Origin of the sequence: Mahella australiensis 50-1 BON (assembly GCF_000213255.1) — a bacterium.
Classification (GTDB): domain Bacteria; phylum Bacillota; class Clostridia; order Mahellales; family Mahellaceae; genus Mahella; species Mahella australiensis.
Window position 1 is genome coordinate 2,377,639 of the sequence record NC_015520.1, and the last position, 18,649, is coordinate 2,396,287.

The 18,649-nt window shown below is 46.3% G+C and carries 17 protein-coding genes; 4 read left to right on the forward strand and 13 right to left on the reverse strand.

Annotation, left to right across the window (positions count from 1 at the left end):
* The 5 genes from MAHAU_RS11150 to MAHAU_RS11170 form a co-directional block, all read right to left on the reverse strand.
* Nucleotides 1–942, reverse strand: a complete 942-nt coding sequence (locus MAHAU_RS11150; RefSeq protein ID WP_013781833.1) for an ABC transporter substrate-binding protein — start codon at nt 940–942, stop codon at nt 1–3.
* Nucleotides 939–1,532 (reverse strand): UbiX family flavin prenyltransferase, encoded by a 594-nt coding sequence (locus MAHAU_RS11155; RefSeq protein WP_013781834.1) that lies wholly within the window; start codon nt 1,530–1,532, stop codon nt 939–941. Before MAHAU_RS11155 ends, MAHAU_RS11150 begins: the two co-directional genes overlap by 4 nt.
* A complete protein-coding gene (locus tag MAHAU_RS11160) occupies nt 1,532–2,434 on the reverse strand; it encodes a UbiA-like polyprenyltransferase (protein ID WP_245543917.1) in 903 nt (300 codons plus the stop codon). The genes MAHAU_RS11155 and MAHAU_RS11160 overlap by 1 nt, the downstream gene beginning before the upstream one ends.
* Nucleotides 2,382–3,815 (reverse strand): menaquinone biosynthesis decarboxylase, encoded by a 1,434-nt coding sequence (locus tag MAHAU_RS11165; protein WP_013781836.1) that lies wholly within the window; start codon nt 3,813–3,815, stop codon nt 2,382–2,384. The genes MAHAU_RS11160 and MAHAU_RS11165 overlap by 53 nt, the downstream gene beginning before the upstream one ends.
* Before the next feature lie 68 nt (nt 3,816–3,883).
* Nucleotides 3,884–4,633 carry a patatin-like phospholipase family protein gene (locus MAHAU_RS11170; RefSeq protein ID WP_013781837.1) on the reverse strand — a complete coding sequence of 250 codons (750 nt, stop codon included), beginning with the start codon at nt 4,631–4,633 and terminating at the stop codon, nt 3,884–3,886.
* A 448-nt stretch (nt 4,634–5,081) separates the two neighbouring features.
* Here MAHAU_RS11170 and MAHAU_RS11175 point away from each other — a divergent pair, with 448 nt between their 5' ends.
* Both MAHAU_RS11175 and MAHAU_RS11180 read left to right on the forward strand, forming a co-directional pair.
* Nucleotides 5,082–6,371 (forward strand): aminotransferase class I/II-fold pyridoxal phosphate-dependent enzyme, encoded by a 1,290-nt coding sequence (locus tag MAHAU_RS11175; RefSeq protein ID WP_013781839.1) that lies wholly within the window; start codon nt 5,082–5,084, stop codon nt 6,369–6,371.
* Between the two features lie 16 nt (nt 6,372–6,387).
* Entirely contained in the window at nt 6,388–6,906 is a 519-nt protein-coding gene (locus tag MAHAU_RS11180) for a nitroreductase family protein (protein WP_013781840.1), read from the forward strand.
* A gap of 54 nt (nt 6,907–6,960) precedes the next feature.
* Here the strand turns inward: MAHAU_RS11180 and groL are convergent, their stop codons facing one another.
* From groL to pdxR, 8 genes are all read right to left on the reverse strand, one after another.
* Complete coding sequence (groL, locus tag MAHAU_RS11185; RefSeq protein WP_013781841.1) at nt 6,961–8,583, reverse strand: chaperonin GroEL; 1,623 nt, start codon at nt 8,581–8,583, stop codon at nt 6,961–6,963.
* A 27-nt stretch (nt 8,584–8,610) separates the two neighbouring features.
* Nucleotides 8,611–8,895: a co-chaperone GroES gene (gene groES, locus MAHAU_RS11190; RefSeq protein WP_013781842.1), complete on the reverse strand. Its 285-nt coding sequence runs from the start codon at nt 8,893–8,895 to the stop codon at nt 8,611–8,613.
* 186 nt (nt 8,896–9,081) lie between these two features.
* Nucleotides 9,082–9,945 (reverse strand): DNA-3-methyladenine glycosylase family protein, encoded by an 864-nt coding sequence (locus MAHAU_RS11195; protein ID WP_013781843.1) that lies wholly within the window; start codon nt 9,943–9,945, stop codon nt 9,082–9,084.
* Nucleotides 9,942–11,336, reverse strand: coding sequence for an NADPH-dependent glutamate synthase (gene gltA, locus MAHAU_RS11200; RefSeq protein ID WP_041644097.1), 1,395 nt, complete (start codon nt 11,334–11,336; stop codon nt 9,942–9,944). The genes MAHAU_RS11195 and gltA overlap by 4 nt, the downstream gene beginning before the upstream one ends.
* Nucleotides 11,321–12,166: a sulfide/dihydroorotate dehydrogenase-like FAD/NAD-binding protein gene (locus MAHAU_RS11205; protein WP_013781845.1), complete on the reverse strand. Its 846-nt coding sequence runs from the start codon at nt 12,164–12,166 to the stop codon at nt 11,321–11,323. Before MAHAU_RS11205 ends, gltA begins: the two co-directional genes overlap by 16 nt.
* A gap of 21 nt (nt 12,167–12,187) precedes the next feature.
* Nucleotides 12,188–12,994: an Asp23/Gls24 family envelope stress response protein gene (locus tag MAHAU_RS11210; RefSeq protein ID WP_013781846.1), complete on the reverse strand. Its 807-nt coding sequence runs from the start codon at nt 12,992–12,994 to the stop codon at nt 12,188–12,190.
* A gap of 71 nt (nt 12,995–13,065) precedes the next feature.
* On the reverse strand, nt 13,066–15,471 hold the full coding sequence (locus MAHAU_RS11215; RefSeq protein WP_013781847.1) for a Lon protease family protein: 2,406 nt from the start codon (nt 15,469–15,471) through the stop codon (nt 13,066–13,068).
* 49 nt (nt 15,472–15,520) lie between these two features.
* A complete protein-coding gene (gene pdxR / locus MAHAU_RS11220; RefSeq protein ID WP_013781848.1) occupies nt 15,521–16,963 on the reverse strand; it encodes a MocR-like pyridoxine biosynthesis transcription factor PdxR in 1,443 nt (480 codons plus the stop codon).
* 167 nt (nt 16,964–17,130) lie between these two features.
* Here pdxR and pdxS point away from each other — a divergent pair, with 167 nt between their 5' ends.
* Both pdxS and pdxT read left to right on the forward strand, forming a co-directional pair.
* Nucleotides 17,131–18,012, forward strand: a complete 882-nt coding sequence (gene pdxS / locus MAHAU_RS11225) for a pyridoxal 5'-phosphate synthase lyase subunit PdxS (RefSeq protein WP_013781849.1) — start codon at nt 17,131–17,133, stop codon at nt 18,010–18,012.
* Nucleotides 18,013–18,016: 4 nt separating this feature from the next.
* A complete protein-coding gene (gene pdxT, locus MAHAU_RS11230; RefSeq protein ID WP_013781850.1) occupies nt 18,017–18,601 on the forward strand; it encodes a pyridoxal 5'-phosphate synthase glutaminase subunit PdxT in 585 nt (194 codons plus the stop codon).
* Nucleotides 18,602–18,649: the final 48 nt, after the last annotated feature.

Below are 18,649 nucleotides of genomic sequence, written 5' to 3' on the forward strand. Positions count from 1 at the left end.
TTACTTCACAAAGCGCCTGTCTACCAGCTGCTCAAATCCATAGCTGTTCTTTATAAGCTTTTTATCAGTCAACCATTTTATCACATCGTCAAAATCCTTTTGGCTGGGCAGTGCAACCTGCGTGTACGCTGGAAGCGATATGCTATCCTCTATACCCTCTGGAAAACCCACGTCGTTTATGAGTACATCGGCGTAGCTGGACACAGGCTCTTTCTTCAGATATTCGACCGCTTTGTCATACGCCCTGTACATAGCCTTGATACTGGCCGATTTCTTATCTATGGCGTCCTGCGCAAAGAGCAGTACGCCCGGATTTATGCCCATCTTATCGGTGCTGTTTAGCAGCAGCGCCCCGTCTTTCACGGCCACACTGGCCAGAGGGTCCGGCAATGTTGCAGCGTCGACCTTGCCGTTTTGAAGCATTTCCAGGCGCGTCGGTATCTGCGGTATGGCCATTTTATGGATATCCTCGGGCTTTAAGCCGCCCTCCTCTAACATCTTATCGGTGGCATATTCGATGATTGTATTTGTAGAAATGGCTATACTCTTGCCCTTGAGCGACTGTATATCATTTATACCCTTGTCTTTATTGACCAGCAGCTTATACATGCCATTGGTCAAAGAGGTTATCTTCACGTTAAACCCGCCGTCATTGGCAAATGCCGCCGCCAATATATCCGATACCGCACCATCTATATTGCCGCTTTGCAAAGCGCTGTCCCTGTCCGGCGCACTTTTGAAGTGCTGTATATCGACTTTCACGCCTTCCTCTTTGAAATACCCGTTTTTATCGGCTATGATAAGCGGTATTGAGTCCACATCCGGCAACACTCCTATGCTTATAGGCTCCAAAGGCATGGCCGCATCGTTCCCATCTGAAGAACATGCTACAAACGACAATAGTATCGCCGATACCATAATCAACACAAAATACTTTCTCATAGTTTTATCTCTCCGTTCCAATGTTTATAAAGATCGTTATCTATGCCGAGAGCATCCAGCGTTTTGCCCACCACAAAGTTGACCGCGTCGTCCAATGACTGCGGCTTGTGGTAAAATGCCGGCATAGCAGGCAACACGATCGCTCCGGCTTGGCTTAGCGCCAGCATATTGCTCAAATGTATCGAGCTGAGCGGCGTTTCCCTCGGCACCAATATAAGCCGGCGCCGCTCTTTAATGCATACATCAGCCGCCCTTTCCAGCAAATTATCCGATATGCCGTTCGCTATATGAGCCAAGGTAGCCATGGAGCACGGCGCCACTATCATGGCATCGGCCTTGAAAGAACCGCTGGATATAGGCGCAAAGATGTCGCCTATCGAATAGCTCTCCAGCTTTCCATCGTATCCTTGCAAATCGTCCGTCAGCTCATCCGCCGTATAACCGGTCTCATACTCTACGACAGCGCGGCCGTTATCGGTCATCACGAGATGTATTTCATCGCCCCGCACCAAAAGCTGCTGCGCCAACCTTATACCATATATGCTGCCACTTGCGCCGGTTATACCGAGTATATATCTTCCCAAATTCATCACCTCGCTATGAACATGTCGGCTGCCGTAAATATGAACAGCACTACACTGACTATCTGATTTATGCTGTACGAGGCTATCTTAACGTCATCAAGATGATCGGGCGACACTATGCTATGCTCGACGTATATCAATGCCGCCGCTATAAGCCAGCCCACGATATAAAGCCAACCCAAATCCAGCAAAAAGAACAGGTAGAGCAACAGCAGCAAAGCCATAACATGAAAGGCGGTCGAAATGAGCAAAGCGTTTTTTATACCGAATTTCACCGGTATGGAAAAAATACCGAAACTCTTATCAAAATCCACATCCTGCGTGCCGTATATTATATCAAAGCCGGCTACCCATAGCATAACTGCCGCACCAAGTACCAGCGACGGCCAGCCTATGGTGCCCGTAACAGCCATCCATGCCCCTACCGGAGCGCCGCCGCAGGCTAGGCCGAGTACTATATGGCAGGCCCATGTGAAGCGCTTTGTATATGAATACACTATGAACAGCAGGATGGCCAAAGGCGACAGCATAAGACACAGAGGATTGAGCTCATACGCCGCCCATATCATAAGCGCAAAGCAAACCACTGCCACCGCGAGCACCTCGCTCGGTTTGAGTTGCCCTTTGGGCAAATGCCTGGACGCCGTCCTCGGGTTTGCTGCATCTATATCCTTATCTATAAGGCGGTTCAAGGCATTGGCCCCGTTTCTGGCACCAAACAACGCCACCAGTATCCAGAATACGACGCGAAAGGACGGCAGGCCATCGGCCGCCCAAAGCATGGCCATAAGGCCGAACGGCAATGAGAACAGCGTATGAGAGAACATCACCATCTCGGCGTATTTTTTCAATCTGTCAAATACCGTATTCATGCCACCTCTCATCCACCAATCTCTTGATATCATCATCCATGACTATATCATCCGGCCATGGGCGCATATGGCCTTCCTGCGGCCATTTCTTGGTAGCATCTATGCCCAGCTTATGGCCGTAGAATGGCATGGGCGACGCGTGGTCGAGCGCATCCAGCGGCCCTTCCACTATCTCGAGATCCCTTTTTGCATCTATATTGTTGAATACCTTCCACGCCACTGTCGAAAGGTCGTGAGGGTCTACGCCTTCATCAACCACCACGATCATCTTTGTATACATCATCTGCCCCATGCCCCACAATGCATGCATAACCTTCCTGGCCTGACCGGGATAGCGCTTTTTTATAGATACGATGGCGCAATTGTGAAATACGCCTTCGAGCGGGAAATTCATGTCGATGACCTCCGGGCATATCAACTTTATAAGCGGCAGAAATATCCTTTCGGTAGCCTTGCCTAGGTAACAGTCCTCCATAGGCGGCCTGCCCACGACCGTAGCAGGATATATCGGATTTTTCCTGCGCGTAATGCAGGTCAGATGAAATACCGGATAAAGGTCCTTGAGCGAATAATAACCGGTATGATCCCCGAAAGGTCCCTCTTCCCGTAATTCATCGGTATCCACATAGCCCTCCAGCACGAACTCGGCATTGGCCGGCACGTATATATCGTTGGTTCTGCTCTTTACCGTATCCACGGGCCCGCCTCTCAAAAAGCCCGCAAATAACATCTCATCTATCTCTTTGGGCAGCGGAGCGGTGGCCGCGTATATAACTGCCGGATCGCCTCCCAAAGCCACTGATACCGGCATCCTGCCGCCTATTTTTTTATACTTTTCGTAGATTTCCCGCCCGTCCTTGTGCAAATGCCAGTGCATCCCTGTGGTTTTTTCATCATAGACCTGCATCCTGTACATGCCGATATTCTGCTGGCCGGTTTCCGGATCCTTGGTTATAACCAGCGGCAGCGTGATAAAACGGCCGCCGTCCTCGGGCCAGCACCATAATATAGGTAACTTGGATAGATCAGGGTCCTCGACGATTTGCTGGCAATCGGCCTTGTCCACCTTTCTCGGAAAGACCCTGGCCAGCTTGGCCAACTTGGGAACCGATTTCAATTTGTTTACCAAGCCCATATAGTTTGACATATCCATGAGGTCATAAAGCTTATCGGCTATTTCATCCAGGCTGTCGACCTCAAGCGCCATATTCAAGCGCTCGTAGCTGCCGAAGGTATTTATAAGCACAGGATACGGCGAATCGTTCACCCTCTCGAACAACAAGGCTGGACCGCCGGATTTCACCACCCTGTCGGCTATTTCGGTTATCTCAAGGCGGCTGTCCACCTCTGTCGTTATGCGTTTGAGCAACCCATTTTGTTCCAATATATTTGCAAAATTCTGCAGATCTTTATACATATAAGGCCAACTTTCTCATTTACTTCCTAACAAATTATACATCGTTATATCATTAACATGCAATGCCCTCACATGTCATACGCTTCCAGAGCTTGTTCTGCAGCCCGTTCACCTATTTTTATGCAATCCTGTGCCTTATCGAATTGATTAGGCTTTATATCCGACACATCAGGGCGTATTATATAATCCGCATCTATTGCTTTATACTTATATAACTGCTTTTGCAGTGTATCTATAGAAAGCATGAGCAGTTCCGCGGCATTGGACGGATTAATCGAAGCCGATGAAAATCCTACATTTACAGCTATTATAATATCGGCTCCCATTTCCTTGACCAAATCCGCTGGAATAAGATCTACAAATCCTCCATCCACCAATATGCGGTCATCGAGGTAGACTGGCTCAAATACCGCTGGTATAGCTGTGCTGGCTCTCACCGCTGTAGCTATGCTGCCGCTTTTGAATATATAAGGTTCGCTAGCCATAACATCGGTGGCTACAGCCCAAAACGGTATAGCGAGGTCTTCCATTTTGCGGTTGCCCGTCAGCGTGGCGATAACCGATTCAAGTTTCTTACCCTGAAGTAACCCTGTACGCGATAATGACGGATCCAACCAATATTTCGGCGTAATAGTAATCGCCAACTCCTCCAACATATCTATAGATATGCCCGTACAATAGATGGCTCCTATAAGGGCCCCCATACTGCAGCCTGCTACATAATCAGGGCGTATACCGCGGTGTTCCAACGCCTTCAATACCCCTATATGCGCGTATCCTCTTGCCGCTCCTCCTCCCAATGCTACCCCTATCTTCATATCAATCCTCCAGTATAATAAAGCATGTTGATGCTTATATACAAGAACATAAAAAGTACCGCCATACTGGACGACTTCACAGCATTGCTGAAAAAGCGCATTGCGGCATATGCAATTAGAATGAATTTAGTTAAAATAATCCAACTGTCCATGTGCTACTCCTGATACATTACTTTATTGTATTATACACCAAAAATACAACCTTGTTAAACTTTACCCATCACCAGACGGACACATATCCTCAGGAGCTTGATAATTGAACATGAAGAAAATCCTTACAAAGGCCTAAATTATCTTGCCTTTTTGTCAAATTTTTTGAACTTTTTTGTATGTGTGTCAATAGCCAGTGAAAATAAACTTGCACTTTCCAGACAGTTGTACTAAAATTACATTATAATTGATGAGCACAATTTTGTGCACAATAAATCAATGAATAGAGGAGTTTGATATGGATTCAACAAAATACAGCTTAGCAGATTTTGCTTACATACCTGATCAGGATTTGATGCAGCGTGCTCATACCATAAGCGAATATTTAAGCGATGCTCGAGCAAAACACCATATGCAATACAGGCGCGTTTCGGCCAGTGGCTCAGGCCCTACTATGATGGTCATAGATCCTTATACCGGCGAGTTGCGCGAAATGATATACATGGCCTCAAATGATTATCTTAATCTTACCAGGCATCCGAGGACCATACAAGCCGGTATGGAGGCCTTACAAAAATACGGCACTGGGGCTGGTTCTGTCCCGTTGTTAGGAGGTACTTTGGACATACACGTGGCGTTAGAAAAAGAAATAGCTGCTTTTAAAGGATGCGAGGACGCTATACTTTACACCTCCGGCTTCGGCTCTAATGCCGGAACGCTTCTGGCCCTGCTGCAGAAAGACGATATAGCTATACTGGACCAATATGTGCATGCTAGTATCGTAGACGGTTGCAAGAACACCAATGTCCGTTATTTCCGCCACAACAATATGGAGCATCTTGAGAAGGTGCTGAGCACCGTCAAAGATAAATACCGCACCAAGCTGATAATAGTAGACGGTGTTTATTCCATGGACGGTGATATAGCTCCACTGCCTGCCATAGCAAGCCTGGCCAAGCAATACGGGGCGTATGTGATGATAGATGAGGCTCATGCTACTGGAGTAATAGGCGAAAACGGCCGTGGAACACCTGAACATTACCATATGGAGGGGCAGATAGACATAGTAGCCGGTACTTTCAGTAAAGCGCTTGGCTGCGTAGGTGGCTTCATAGCTTCCAATAGCGAATTGGTAGATATGCTGCATTTCTATTCAAGAGCCTACATGTTCTCTACGGCACCTACTCCGCAGGTTACCGGTTCGTTGCGCGAAGCCCTTAAAGTTATAGTAGACGAACCTCAGCTGCGTGAAAAGCTCTGGGATAATATAAGGTATTTCAGAAAGAACCTGCTGGATCTAGGCTTTAATATAGGCAATTCTCAAACCGCTATATTTCCTATCATAATAGGCGATGACCTTAAAGTAAGGGAGGTATGCAGACGTCTTCACGAATACGGTGTATATGTAAATCCGGTTGAATATCCCGCTGTATCGCGAAATCTTTCGCGCGTGCGCATAAGCCTGATGGCTACTCATACGAGGGAGCAGTTGGATACAGTATTGAATATATTGGAAAAATTGGGCCGCGAATACGATATAATGCCTTACAAGGGTGCCAAAGAATCAAAAACCGAGTCAGCGTCATAAAATGGAGGTAATATCTATGGACTTCTACGATGTAATAAATAATAGACGTGCCGTGAGGCGCTATAAGGAAGGCGTTATAGACGATGCGGTCTTAAAGCGCATTATGGAAGCCACTAGACGGGCCCCGTCATGGGCTAACCGCCAGTGCTGGCGCTTTATCCTTGTAAAGGATAGGGAAACCATGATGAAGCTTGGCCAAATGCGCAGTTATCGCCCGGATATAAGCTGCTATGAAAAAGCAGGGGCTATAGCAGTGGCATGCGCCGATCCATCGGCTTCAGGAGAAATGAACGGCAAGCAATATTATATGCTGGATACCGGCATAGCGATGGAGCACTTGATACTGGCAGCTACAGCCGAAGGATTGGGTACATGCTGGATAGGTGCCATAGATGAACAACCTATAAAGCAGCTCCTTCATATACCGGACCAATACCGCGTTATAGCATTCACTCCTATAGGCTATGCTGATGAGCAGCCGCCGTTACGCAACAGATTGCCGCTTGATGAAATATTCCATATAAACAGGTGGTAGCCAATTATGCAGAAAGCCTGTGATTAACATCACAGGCTTTCTGCATATCGTTTATTAATACATCATATCCGGGTTAGGGGCAGCGGGCACCGGAGGCTGTTTCTCCGGTATATCGGTTACCAGGCTCTCGGTGGTCAGTATCATAGCCGCTATACTAGCAGCATTCTGGAGGGCCGAGCGTGTAACCTTGGTAGGATCGACTATACCGGCCTTTATCATATCAACGTATTCTTCAGTCAATACGTTAAAGCCTATGCCAGCAGCGCTGTTTTTCACCTTTTCCACTATAACCGAGCCTTCCAGACCGGCATTAGTGGCTATCTGACGTACCGGCTCCTCTAGTGCTCTCTTTACTATAGTCACACCGGTTTTTTCATCGCCTGAGGTTTGATCTATAAGTTTATCCAATGCTGGCAATACGTTGATGAGGGCCACTCCACCGCCAGGAACGATGCCTTCTTCTACCGCTGCTCTGGTGGCAGACAATGCGTCTTCCATCCTCATCTTTTTCTCTTTCATCTCGACCTCGGTAGCGGCACCAACCTTTATTACAGCTACGCCACCGGCCAATTTTGCCAGTCTCTCCTGCAGCTTTTCTCTATCAAAGTCAGACGTAGTCTCCTCTATCTGGGCCTTTATAGAAGCTATGCGGGCCTTTATCTCAGACGGATGACCAGCGCCATCCACTATAGTGGTATTCTCTTTATCCACGCGCACTAAACGGGCTCTACCAAGCTGATTGAGTTTAACCTCTTTCAGATCAAATCCCAATTCATCAGATATGACCTCGCCACCGGTTAAAATGGCTATATCGCGCAGCATTTCTTTTCTTCTGTCACCGAAGCCAGGGGCTTTTACAGCCACACAGGTAAACGTACCTCTTAATTTATTGACTACCAAAGTAGCTAAAGCTTCGCCTTCGACGTCATCTGCTATTATCAACAGTCTTCTGCCCTGCTGCACTACCTGCTCTAATAATGGCAACAGATCCTGAACATTGCTCAGTTTCTTATCCGTAATAAGTATATATGGATCTTCCAATACAGCCTCCATTTTTTCTGTATCGGTCACCATATAGGGCGATATGTAGCCCCTATCGAACTGCATGCCTTCTACCACTTCTAACTCAGTGAGCATGGACTTGGATTCTTCGACTGTTATAACGCCGTCTCTGCCCACCTTATCCATAGCCTCGGCTACCATCTCGCCTATTGTCGTATCATTAGCTGATATCGACGCCACCTGGGCTATGGCTTCTTTGCTCTCTACAGGCTTGCTTATTTTTTTGAGTTCTTCTACAGCTACGTCTACAGCCTTTTCTATGCCGCGTTTCACCAACATCGGATTTGCGCCAGCCGCAACATTGCGCAGACCCTCTCTTACTATGGCTTGCGCTAACAAAGTAGCGGTGGTAGTACCGTCGCCGGCCACATCATTGGTCTTGGTAGCTACTTCCTTAACCAGTTGAGCGCCCATGTTCTCAAAGGGGTCTTCTAATTCTATCTCTTTAGCTATGGTCACGCCATCGTTGGTTACCGTAGGTGCACCGAATTTCTTATCCAATACAACATTACGTCCCTTGGGACCTAATGTGATCTTAACCGTATCAGCCAGCGCATTGACGCCTCTTTCTAACGCCTTGCGGGCCTCTTCATCATATATAATTTGCTTTGCCATTATGCTATACCTCCTCTGCTTCTATTATTATTCTATTACCGCTAATACATCGCTTTGTTTGATTATGATATATTCCTCGCCATCGTACTTCACTTCGGTACCGGCATACTTGGAGTATATAACCCTATCGCCAGGTTTTACCTCCATTTTAACCTCTTTGCCGTCGACTATTCCTCCGGGGCCGACCGCTATTACCTCAGCTATCTGAGGCTTCTCCTGTGCCGTACCGGGCAACACGATGCCACTCTTCGTGGTTTCTTCTTTTTCTACCTGTTTGATAACTATCCTATCACCCAATGGTTTTAAAGCCATTTTAAGTACCTCCTCTATCTAAATTTATTATGTAATACTCTTGTTAGCACTCATTAGTGTCGAGTGCTAATTACATTTAATATATTATAAAATGCTCCACTAATAATCAAATGCCTTATACGGCTATTTTTTGCCGTATAAGGCTAAAAACGCAATATAGCTCATGATATCTCTTTATATCTCGAATTATCTACTATTTTCTCTTATATAATAAAAAAGGTACTGCTGAGCTATACCGGCTAATCGGCCAAAACGCTGATATGCCCACTTTTTTATATCCTTAAGCGAGGCGTTAGGCAAATAAAGTTGCTCCACAACGCGTTTTATCCATACGTCTACAGGGAAAGCCTCTCCTTTGCCCATACCGAAGAGCAAAACGCAATCGGCCACTTTCGGTCCTACGCCTGGCAATTTCATGAGAGCGCGGTGCGCCTCATGGTATTCCATGCTTTCAATAGCCTTGAGATCAATTTCACCGCCGGCTATGATCCTTGCGGTTTCTACTATATATGGAGCCCTATAGCCGCAACGGCACTCGCATATCTCATCCGGCGTATGCCTTGCAAGTTCATTTGGAGATGGAAAATCATAATAAATGCGCCCTTTATATTCCAGCTGATTGCCATACCTCATCGATAGCTCTTCTATTATACCTTTTATGCGCGGAATGCGGTTATTAGCCGATATAATAAAGGATATGAGACATTCCCAAGGATCCTGGTGCAACAGCCTCATACCATAACCGAATTCCATGGCTTTGTCCAGAGTAGGATCACCGGCTAAGCTGTGCTTTATAGCCCCATAGTCGGCATCCAGATCAAAATATCGGCGCCACACCCGTTCAAATTCTTCCATTGTACATGGATGAAGTACCACATTTGGCCCCTGCTGGCGTATTTCTAACACATGCCCCATGGCTACGCCTATATAACTCCCCTCGCTGGAGGCATTCCAGCGAAAGCACTGACCGGATTCAAATATATGTTCAAGATAAAAGTGCTGGACATTGTCCAGCACTATAGTATCATCATCAGCTTGGATTACGGTCACTTCTTGCCCTCCAGATATTCATGTATGGCCGCCGCGGCCTTTTTACCAGCTCCCATGGCCAATATAACTGTGGCAGCACCGGTTACGGCATCGCCGCCGGCATATACCCCTGGGCGGCTTGTAGCGCCTGTTGCCTCGTCGGCTATTATGCCTCCCCAAGGCTGTATCTCCAGCCCATGTGTCGTAGCCGCTATCAAAGGATTGGGTGTTGTGCCAAGAGCCATTATAACAGCATCCACTTCCATTATGAATTCCGATCCTTTTACTGGTACCGGGCGTCGGCGGCCAGATGCATCAGGTTCGCCCAATTCCATCTTTATGCATTCCATACCCGTAACCCTGCCGTTTTCGCCTATAATACGGATAGGATTAGTCAAAAGATCGAATATAATACCTTCCTCTTTTGCATGATGAACCTCTTCCGCACGGGCAGGCATCTCAGCCTCGGAACGCCTGTACACTATATGGACCTCATCGGCGTCCAAACGCAGCGCGCAACGCGCCGCATCCATAGCCACATTGCCACCGCCTACCACTGCTACCTTGTGCGCCTTTTTTATAGGGGTATCGGCTTTAGGAAAGAGATATGCTTTCATCAAGTTTACGCGCGTAAGGTATTCATTAGCAGAATATACGCCGTTTAAGCTCTCTCCGGGTATGTCCATAAATTTGGGCAATCCCGCTCCTGTACCTATAAATACCGCCTGGTAGCCGTCGTCGAACAGATCATCTATAGTAAGTGTATTGCCTACTATGACATTGGTCACAAACTTCACTCCTAAGCGCTTAAGGAATTCTATCTCTTGCTTGACCAGCGCTTTGGGCAAACGAAATTCCGGTATGCCATAGACCAATACGCCACCGAGTTCATGGAAACTTTCAAATACCGTCACGTCATAACCCAGTTTAGCCAAATCGGCTGCTGCTGTGAGTCCAGCCGGACCGCTGCCTATAACAGCCACTTTTTTGCCTATTTTGATCGGTCGCTCAGGATCCGGTATGCCTTTCTTCATCTGGTAGTCAGCCGCAAACCTTTCCAATCGACCTATAGCCACGCTTTGACCTTTGCGATTCAAGACACATCGAGCCTCGCATTGTTCCTCCTGTGGACATACCCTGCCGCATACGGCCGGAAGATTGTTGGTCTCCTTTATCTTTTGAGCAGCATCTTCAAAACGTCCCTCAGTGATCAATTTTATAAATTGAGGTATCTGAACATGAACCGGACAGCCCTCGACGCAAAATGGGTGCTTGCATTGTATGCATCGCTGCGCTTCTCTAATGGCCTCATCGGGCGAATAGCCCAGTGCCACCTCATCAAAATTGCGGCGCCTCTGTACCGGGTCTTGCTCACGCATAGGCGTGCGTTCCAATTTTAATGGCATTGGCATTGCCCTCCTTCTTCCAGCGTATGCAGCGCCAATCCCTCTTCATCCCTATAAAAAGCCTGCCGTCTCATAGCCTCATCGAAATCCACAAGATGGCCATCGAAATCCGGTCCATCGACACAGGCGTGTTTTACTTCATCGCCCACTTTGACGCGGCAAGCCCCGCACATCCCGGTACCATCCATCATAATGGGATTCATACTGACTATGGTGGGTATATTATACTGTTTAGTCATCCCAGAAACCACCTTCATCATTATAAGCGGCCCTATAGCTATAACCCTGTCATAGGTTTGCCCGTCCTCTTCCACAAGCTTTTTTAATACATCGCTGACAAAGCCATGGTATCCGACCGAACCATCATCGGTAGCTATATACATATTGCGGCAAAATGGCTTTATTTCTTCGGTCAGTATAAGATAATCCTTGCTCTTGGCTCCAAGAATGACATCCACATCTATTCCCATTTCATGCATCCTGCGCACCTGGGGATACAAAGGAGCAGCCCCCACTCCCCCGCCTATAGCCAGCACGGTTTTTAAACCGTCGAATTCGGAAGGTTTCCCAAGAGGTCCTGCAAAATCCTGTATATACTGTCCTTCCTCCAAAGCAGCCAGCAATTTTGTGGTCTTGCCCACCTCCTGAAATACTATAGTAATGGTACCCTTATCCCTGTCATAATCTGCTATAGTTAGCGGTATACGTTCGCCCATATCGTATACGCGCAGTATTATGAATTGGCCAGGCTGCGCTTTCCGTGCTACCAGTGGAGCCTCCACCTTCATAATGTACACCGACGGTGCGAGTTTTTCCTTCTGGAGTATTTTGTACACTGCGATCTCCTCTCTAATATTCTATATAGCTACACTGCGGGCTGAAATATTGACCTGCAGCACATTCAAACCAGTAAGATATTCCACATCTTTATTTATGCGGCTTTGAGCCTCCTTTAATACCGAGCGCATATTGAAACCATATTCCATAATCACCTCGACATTGATGATTACGCCTTCACCGTTTATCTCTACAGCAGCATTGAGTACACTCTTTATACCCGGTACATTTATACAATTATATATAGCTATATCGGCTACGGCTTTATCCGATATAGTATATCGTCCTCTATAGCTATATGTTGGCCTAACGATGGTTTTTTCGGTTATATGCGGCCGTCTGCCTCTGAATATAAGGCTCTTGACACTATCGATAAAATAACCCGAAAAGTCCTTTTTTACCTCAAAAGTCGGAACCGGTATAACATGTTTTCCTTCTTCTGAGCGTATCCTTCTTGCCGTATATATCTCCATAGGCGATGATATATCGCTTATATATATCATTTCCTGTATAGGTGGCAATTCAAGGTTCTGCGCTATTCGGTTTACCATTTCTTCGGATGTACCCAGTATCAGGACACCATTAGGCTTATATGCGTCTATAGCAGCCTTAACCTCGGCCGCATGCTTAGGATCCATAAATACCGCTCGCCTTATAGCAGCTATCTTAGTAGGCTCCTTTTTGGCTGACGAGCCTGCTATAATTTTATTGCTCTGTATGAGCAAACCATCGTCTATAATGTAATCGACATTTTTCTCTACTGCCACACCGACTGCTTTATAGCTCTTTCCTGTGCCACTGGGACCTATCAACGCATATACCTTCATTAGCTAAGCCTCCATTTTATTTTAACATCAACATGCATGCCATTACAATAGTGCCTGACAAATCCATAAAATTAACGGTCAGCACTTCTATCCTTCCCCACATTAGCCATGGTCTCAGCGTAATATTTCAGTTTATTATAGACCATGGCATTTATAGTACCATCAGGATACCTGCCATCCGCTTGCTTTTGGCCGGCTGGTATACCAGTGAGCAATTCTATGCCCTCGTCTATGCTATTTATAGCATATATGTGAAACAAGCCGTTTTTTACCGCTTCTATAACATCATCTTTGAGCGTAAGATTTTTGATGTTCTGCACAGGTATAATAACGCCTTGGTGCCCTGTCAGTCCTTTTTTACGGCAAATATCAAAGAAACCTTCTATCTTCATCGAGATGCCGCCTACCGGCTGTATCTCGCCTTTTTGATTTACAGAGCCGGTAACCGCCAATCCCTGATATATAGGCACTCCGGCCAAACTTGATAATATGGCATATAACTCGGTGCTGGAGGCGCTGTCGCCGTCAATGCCGCTATACAGCTGCTCGAAACATAGGTTAGCCGTAAGCGCCAGTGGTATATCCTGAGCATATTTTTCACCTATATAACCGCTTAATATGAGCACACCCTTGCTATGTGACGTACCGCTCATCTCAATCTCGCGTTCTATATTTACTATACCGCTTTCTCCCATATACGTGGTAGCCGTTATACGCGACGGTTTGCCGAATTCATAATCGCTTACATTCAATATAGACAAGCCGTTTATCTGCCCTATCCTCCAACCATCCACATCGATCATTATGGTACCGTCTACCATCGCCTCGTCGATCCGTTCGTCATACCGGTTGGACCTGTATTCTTTTTGTTCTATGGCCTTATCCACATACCGTGCATCCACTATATTGCTACCATCTATTTCTGCCCAGGTGCCGGCCTCTGCTAATATTTCCACGATGTCGTTGAATCGCGTGGATAACTTGGTCTGATCCTCCACTAAACGCGAGGTATATTCTACTACTTTGGCCACACCGCTTCGGTCAAACGGCTTTATTTTTTCCCGGCGGCAAAAAGAACTGATGAATTGTGCCAGCTTATACTCGTTCTCAGGAGTACGGTCCATCTCGTCATCGAAATCAGCCCTTATTTTAAACAGTTTAGCAAAATCCTCGTCGAAATCATAAAGCGTTTCATATATATAATTGCTGCCTATCAAAACAACTTTTACGTCTATCGGTATAGGCTGCGGCTTTATAGAAACAGCCGGTGAAAGCGAACCCCTGTCATTACTCTCTATGGTCAGCGTTCGCATTTTAAGCACGCGTTTAAGTGCCTCCCATGCATCCCAATTAGCGAGCAAATCTTTGGCCTGCAGTATTATATAACCTCCATTGGCTTTAAGCAGTGATCCAGCCTTTATCATGGAGAAATCGGTGCTAAATGAACCGAATTCATTCTCATACTCTATTTGACCTATAAGGTTGCCATAAGTAGGATTAAATTCCACTAAAACAGGAGCTCCTTCGGTATCGGTATTATCGACCAGCACATTCACCTTATATTTATCCGTGTCTAGGTCGCTGCGTCTATTATATAAAAATCCCAGCGGCAAAGCTTCATCATCGCCGTCATCTTGCTCCTTAAAGTCATCTATATTGAGCAATATATCATTCTTCACAGCCTCGAGATAGCTTACAACCTTTGGATAATCCGCATATTTTTGCTTAAACCCATCTATGTGCGTCCCCACCGCCAACAAAGCTATGCGGTTGTCCAATTCGCTCGTTTTGGCTCTAGCTTCCTTTTCCAGGTTTCTTACCTTGCGCATTATCTCCATGGCCTTTACCTGTATTTGGCTGGATTTTTCATTGAGTCGGCGTTTTGTCTCCTCGTCCAGTTTATTATAATCATTCTCTTCTACGACATTGCCATCTATTATAGGTGCAAAATATATGCTTGAACCGGAAGTTTTAACCTGAAAATCCTGCTCGGCGGCTTGCTGATCGAGTTGCATGAGCAACTCATTTTTTTGGTCCTGAAGCTGCTTAAATATGGAATTGCTCTCTTTTTCGTATTCATCACCAGAGAATATCTTGGGGATCTCCTTTTCCAATATATCGACCAATTCTTCCATATCGTCGCGAAACATCCTGCCCATACCGGCTGGAAGATTCAATGCCAGCGGACGCTCGGGGTCATCGAAATTATATACATAGCACCAATCATCCGGTACATCTTGCTGGCGTGCTATTTTCTCAGCGTACCATTGTGCGTAACTCGTTTTTCCCGTTCCGCCGAGGCCGCTCATATATATATTATAGCCGCGGATTTTTATTTTAAGGCCGAATTCCATGGCTTTAACAGCCCTATCCTGCCCTATTATACCATCCAGCGGTTCTATTTCTTCAGTAGTATCAAAGTTAAAGGAACTTGGATCGCATTCCTTTTTTAGCTGCCCGTACGTCAATTCTTCCATCGGTCCATCCCTCCTTCAAAAAAGTTATATGTTAGAATTATACCACAACTTATAACAGCGGTGCATATCGATCGTTATTTTTTTTATACTTATCGTTCAAGTAAGCCGTAATAGCTCGGCTAAGCCTTTTTATGCCGATATCTATTTGTTCCTCGTCCGTCGATGCAAAGCTTATCTTCAAACACCTCGACTTATCGGTACGGGGATAAAACGCCGCACCCGGCGCAAATATAACGCCGGCATTTACGGCATATCCGTATAACTCGCGATCGCAACAACCTTCCGGCAATAAAAGCCATATATGCAGGCCACCAGCCGGCACATGATACTTTATTTGCTTAGGCATATATCGATCAAGGGCTTGCAGCATGTGCTCATAACGCCTTTTGTATTCGCCGTATATAATATTCATATGCTCATACCATAAGCCGCGGCTCAGATAAAGCTCCAATACGCGTTGCATAAGGCCTGACGTGGATATATCCGATGCATGCTTCGCATCCAATACCCTATGATAAATATCATCGCGGCGGGGCAGTATCATAAAACCAAGGCGTAGCCCAGGCATAAGAATTTTGGAAAAGCTTTTTATATATATGACGCGTTGATCATCATCCATCGACTTTAGCAGTGGCTGCTTATTTTCGGAAAAGTTAAGCTCGCTTAAGTAATCATCCTCTATTATAAGGATATCATAGCGCCGCGCTATATTCAGGAGCTGTTTCCGTTTATGCAGAGAATACGATACACCTGTAGGATTGTGAAAATCAGTCATCACATATATAAGGTGCGGGTTATCCTCTCTGATACGTTTTTCCAATACCTTGATATCCAGTCCGTCCTCATTCATAGGTACTTCAGCTATACGCACGTTGCGCGAACGAAATGCAGCTATGGCACCTGTATAACTCGGGCTTTCCATGACGATAGTATCGCCAAAGTCCAGCAATGCTTTTGACAATATATCTATACCCTGTTGCGCGCCTGAAATGACCTGTATATCATCCTGATGCGCTTCTATATCTACGGCAGCAGCGTATTCAGCCAAAGCAGCGCGCAACGGTTGATATCCGCGGCCATCCTGATACTCGAATGCCATGCCCCCATCGCGGTCCAGCACCTCATTTATCAGCGCCTTGAAATGTTCCACAGGAAACAATTGGGGTGACGGTGTAAAGCTGGCAAAGTCGATTACATCAGCGCTCGGCACTGTATATTCGTGCATAGATGTTATCGCGATATCGCACGATACATAGGTCCCGCTGCCGGTTTTTGAAAAAATCATGCCGTCGGCTTCAAGCCTTTTATATGCTTTTACTACGGTAACTGAATTTACACCGAGCATGCCCGCCAATTCCCGTATAGGCGGCAATTTATGCCCCGGCTGAAGCTTACCGTCCTTTATCATATATTTTAACTGCTCGTATAATTGCATGTACAAAGGCTTGCCACATGACCGTTCAATCTCCATATCTCCTATAAAATCCGGCATATCACCTCACCCTTTCCTATAAAACATGTTAAAATCCAATATTGACACATGCATGACTTTGTGTCATAATAACACTAAAAATCATACATAATGCGATACAATTGTATCGATACATTATACTGCATTATTATAATTTTGTAAAGTCAAAGAAAGGATGAAATCAAATTATGGATAAAGAACGATATGAATTAAACAAAAACCTCGCCCAAATGCTAAAAGGCGGCGTAATAATGGATGTCACCAACGCCGAGCAGGCACAAATAGCCGAGAAAGCGGGTGCGGTAGCCGTCATGGCTTTGGAGCGTGTACCGGCCGATATACGCAAACAGGGTGGTGTAGCGCGCATGTCCGACCCCAAGATAATAAAAGAGATAAAGAGCGCGGTGAGCATTCCTGTGATGGCTAAGGCTAGAATAGGCCATTTCGTGGAAGCCCAGATACTGGAGGCGCTGGGTATCGATTATATCGACGAAAGCGAGGTGCTGACTCCCGCCGATGAGATGTATCATATAAACAAATGGGATTTCAAGATACCTTTCGTATGCGGCGCGCGTAATCTTGGCGAAGCCTTGAGGCGTATTGGCGAAGGGGCCTCCATGATAAGGACCAAGGGCGAAGCCGGTACAGGCAATGTGGTAGAAGCCGTACGCCATATGCGCACGGTCATGGACGAGATAAGAAAACTCCAAGGCATGCCCAAAGAAGAGTTGATGTCGGCCGCCAAAGAGATGCAGGCCCCATATGATCTGGTAGTATATGTAGCTGAGCATGGCAGATTGCCGGTGGTCAATTTCGCAGCCGGAGGCGTGGCCACACCCGCTGATGCGGCACTTATGATGCAGCTCGGAGCCGATGGCGTATTCGTGGGATCCGGTATCTTCAAATCGGCTAATCCAGCTAAACGTGCCGAGGCCATTGTCAAAGCGGTAACCTATTATAATGATCCGAAGGTTCTTGCCGAGGTTTCAGAGGATCTGGGCGAGGCTATGCCCGGCTTAGAGATAAGCCAGATAGAGGCTGCACAGCGCATGGCCGAAAGAGGCTGGTAGCCGCATGCTGCGCATAGGTATACTGGGCCTGCAGGGTTCGGTCATAGAACATACTATAATGCTCGAACGTCTCGAAGATGTAGAACCGGTACAGGTTAAAACACGAGACGACTTGGACGTTATAGACGGCTTAATTCTGCCGGGTGGCGAAAGTACGACCATAGGGCGGCTTATAACCGATTATAACCTCAAAGATAAAATCATAGAGAGGGCTCGTACCGGCATGCCTATATGGGGCACATGTGCCGGTATGATCCTCCTGGCCAAACATATAATCAATGATGACAAGGTCCATCTGGGCCTCATGGATATATACGTAAGGCGCAATGCTTACGGCAGTCAACTGGACAGCTTCAAAACTACCCTGCTTATTCCCGTAGTAGCCGAATATCCCATACCGTTGGTATTTATAAGAGCCCCTTATGTTGAGAAAGCTGATGGCGACGCCGAGATATTAGCCGAGCTAGACGACAAGATCATAGCTGTACGGCAAAGCAATCTCTTAGCTACGTCGTTTCATCCTGAATTGACCGACGATCTCAGCTTTCACCGGTATTTTGCCAACATGGTGGCAAAATCTACAATATAGATAAATAAAAAATCTTGGATTCCTTTCGCCATCTGACAGAGAGGAGAG

Excerpts from the sequence above, each read along its gene's own strand:
- groL (WP_013781841.1), bottom strand. The coding sequence starts at position 8,583 with ATGGCAAAGCAAATTATATATGATGAAGAGGCCCGCAAGGCGTTAGAA.
- groES (WP_013781842.1), bottom strand. The coding sequence starts at position 8,895 with ATGGCTTTAAAACCATTGGGTGATAGGATAGTTATCAAACAGGTAGAA.
- pdxR (WP_013781848.1), bottom strand. The coding sequence starts at position 16,963 with ATGCCGGATTTTATAGGAGATATGGAGATTGAACGGTCATGTGGCAAG.
- MAHAU_RS11180 (WP_013781840.1), top strand. The coding sequence starts at position 6,388 with ATGGACTTCTACGATGTAATAAATAATAGACGTGCCGTGAGGCGCTAT.
- pdxT (WP_013781850.1), top strand. The coding sequence starts at position 18,017 with ATGCTGCGCATAGGTATACTGGGCCTGCAGGGTTCGGTCATAGAACAT.
- MAHAU_RS11210 (WP_013781846.1), bottom strand. The coding sequence starts at position 12,994 with ATGAAGGTATATGCGTTGATAGGTCCCAGTGGCACAGGAAAGAGCTAT.
- MAHAU_RS11160 (WP_245543917.1), bottom strand. The coding sequence starts at position 2,434 with ATGATGATATCAAGAGATTGGTGGATGAGAGGTGGCATGAATACGGTA.
- gltA (WP_041644097.1), bottom strand. The coding sequence starts at position 11,336 with ATGCCAATGCCATTAAAATTGGAACGCACGCCTATGCGTGAGCAAGAC.
- pdxS (WP_013781849.1), top strand. The coding sequence starts at position 17,131 with ATGGATAAAGAACGATATGAATTAAACAAAAACCTCGCCCAAATGCTA.
- MAHAU_RS11175 (WP_013781839.1), top strand. The coding sequence starts at position 5,082 with ATGGATTCAACAAAATACAGCTTAGCAGATTTTGCTTACATACCTGAT.
- MAHAU_RS11155 (WP_013781834.1), bottom strand. The coding sequence starts at position 1,532 with ATGAATTTGGGAAGATATATACTCGGTATAACCGGCGCAAGTGGCAGC.
- MAHAU_RS11165 (WP_013781836.1), bottom strand. The coding sequence starts at position 3,815 with ATGTATAAAGATCTGCAGAATTTTGCAAATATATTGGAACAAAATGGG.
- MAHAU_RS11150 (WP_013781833.1), bottom strand. The coding sequence starts at position 942 with ATGAGAAAGTATTTTGTGTTGATTATGGTATCGGCGATACTATTGTCG.
- MAHAU_RS11215 (WP_013781847.1), bottom strand. The coding sequence starts at position 15,471 with ATGGAAGAATTGACGTACGGGCAGCTAAAAAAGGAATGCGATCCAAGT.
- MAHAU_RS11170 (WP_013781837.1), bottom strand. The coding sequence starts at position 4,633 with ATGAAGATAGGGGTAGCATTGGGAGGAGGAGCGGCAAGAGGATACGCG.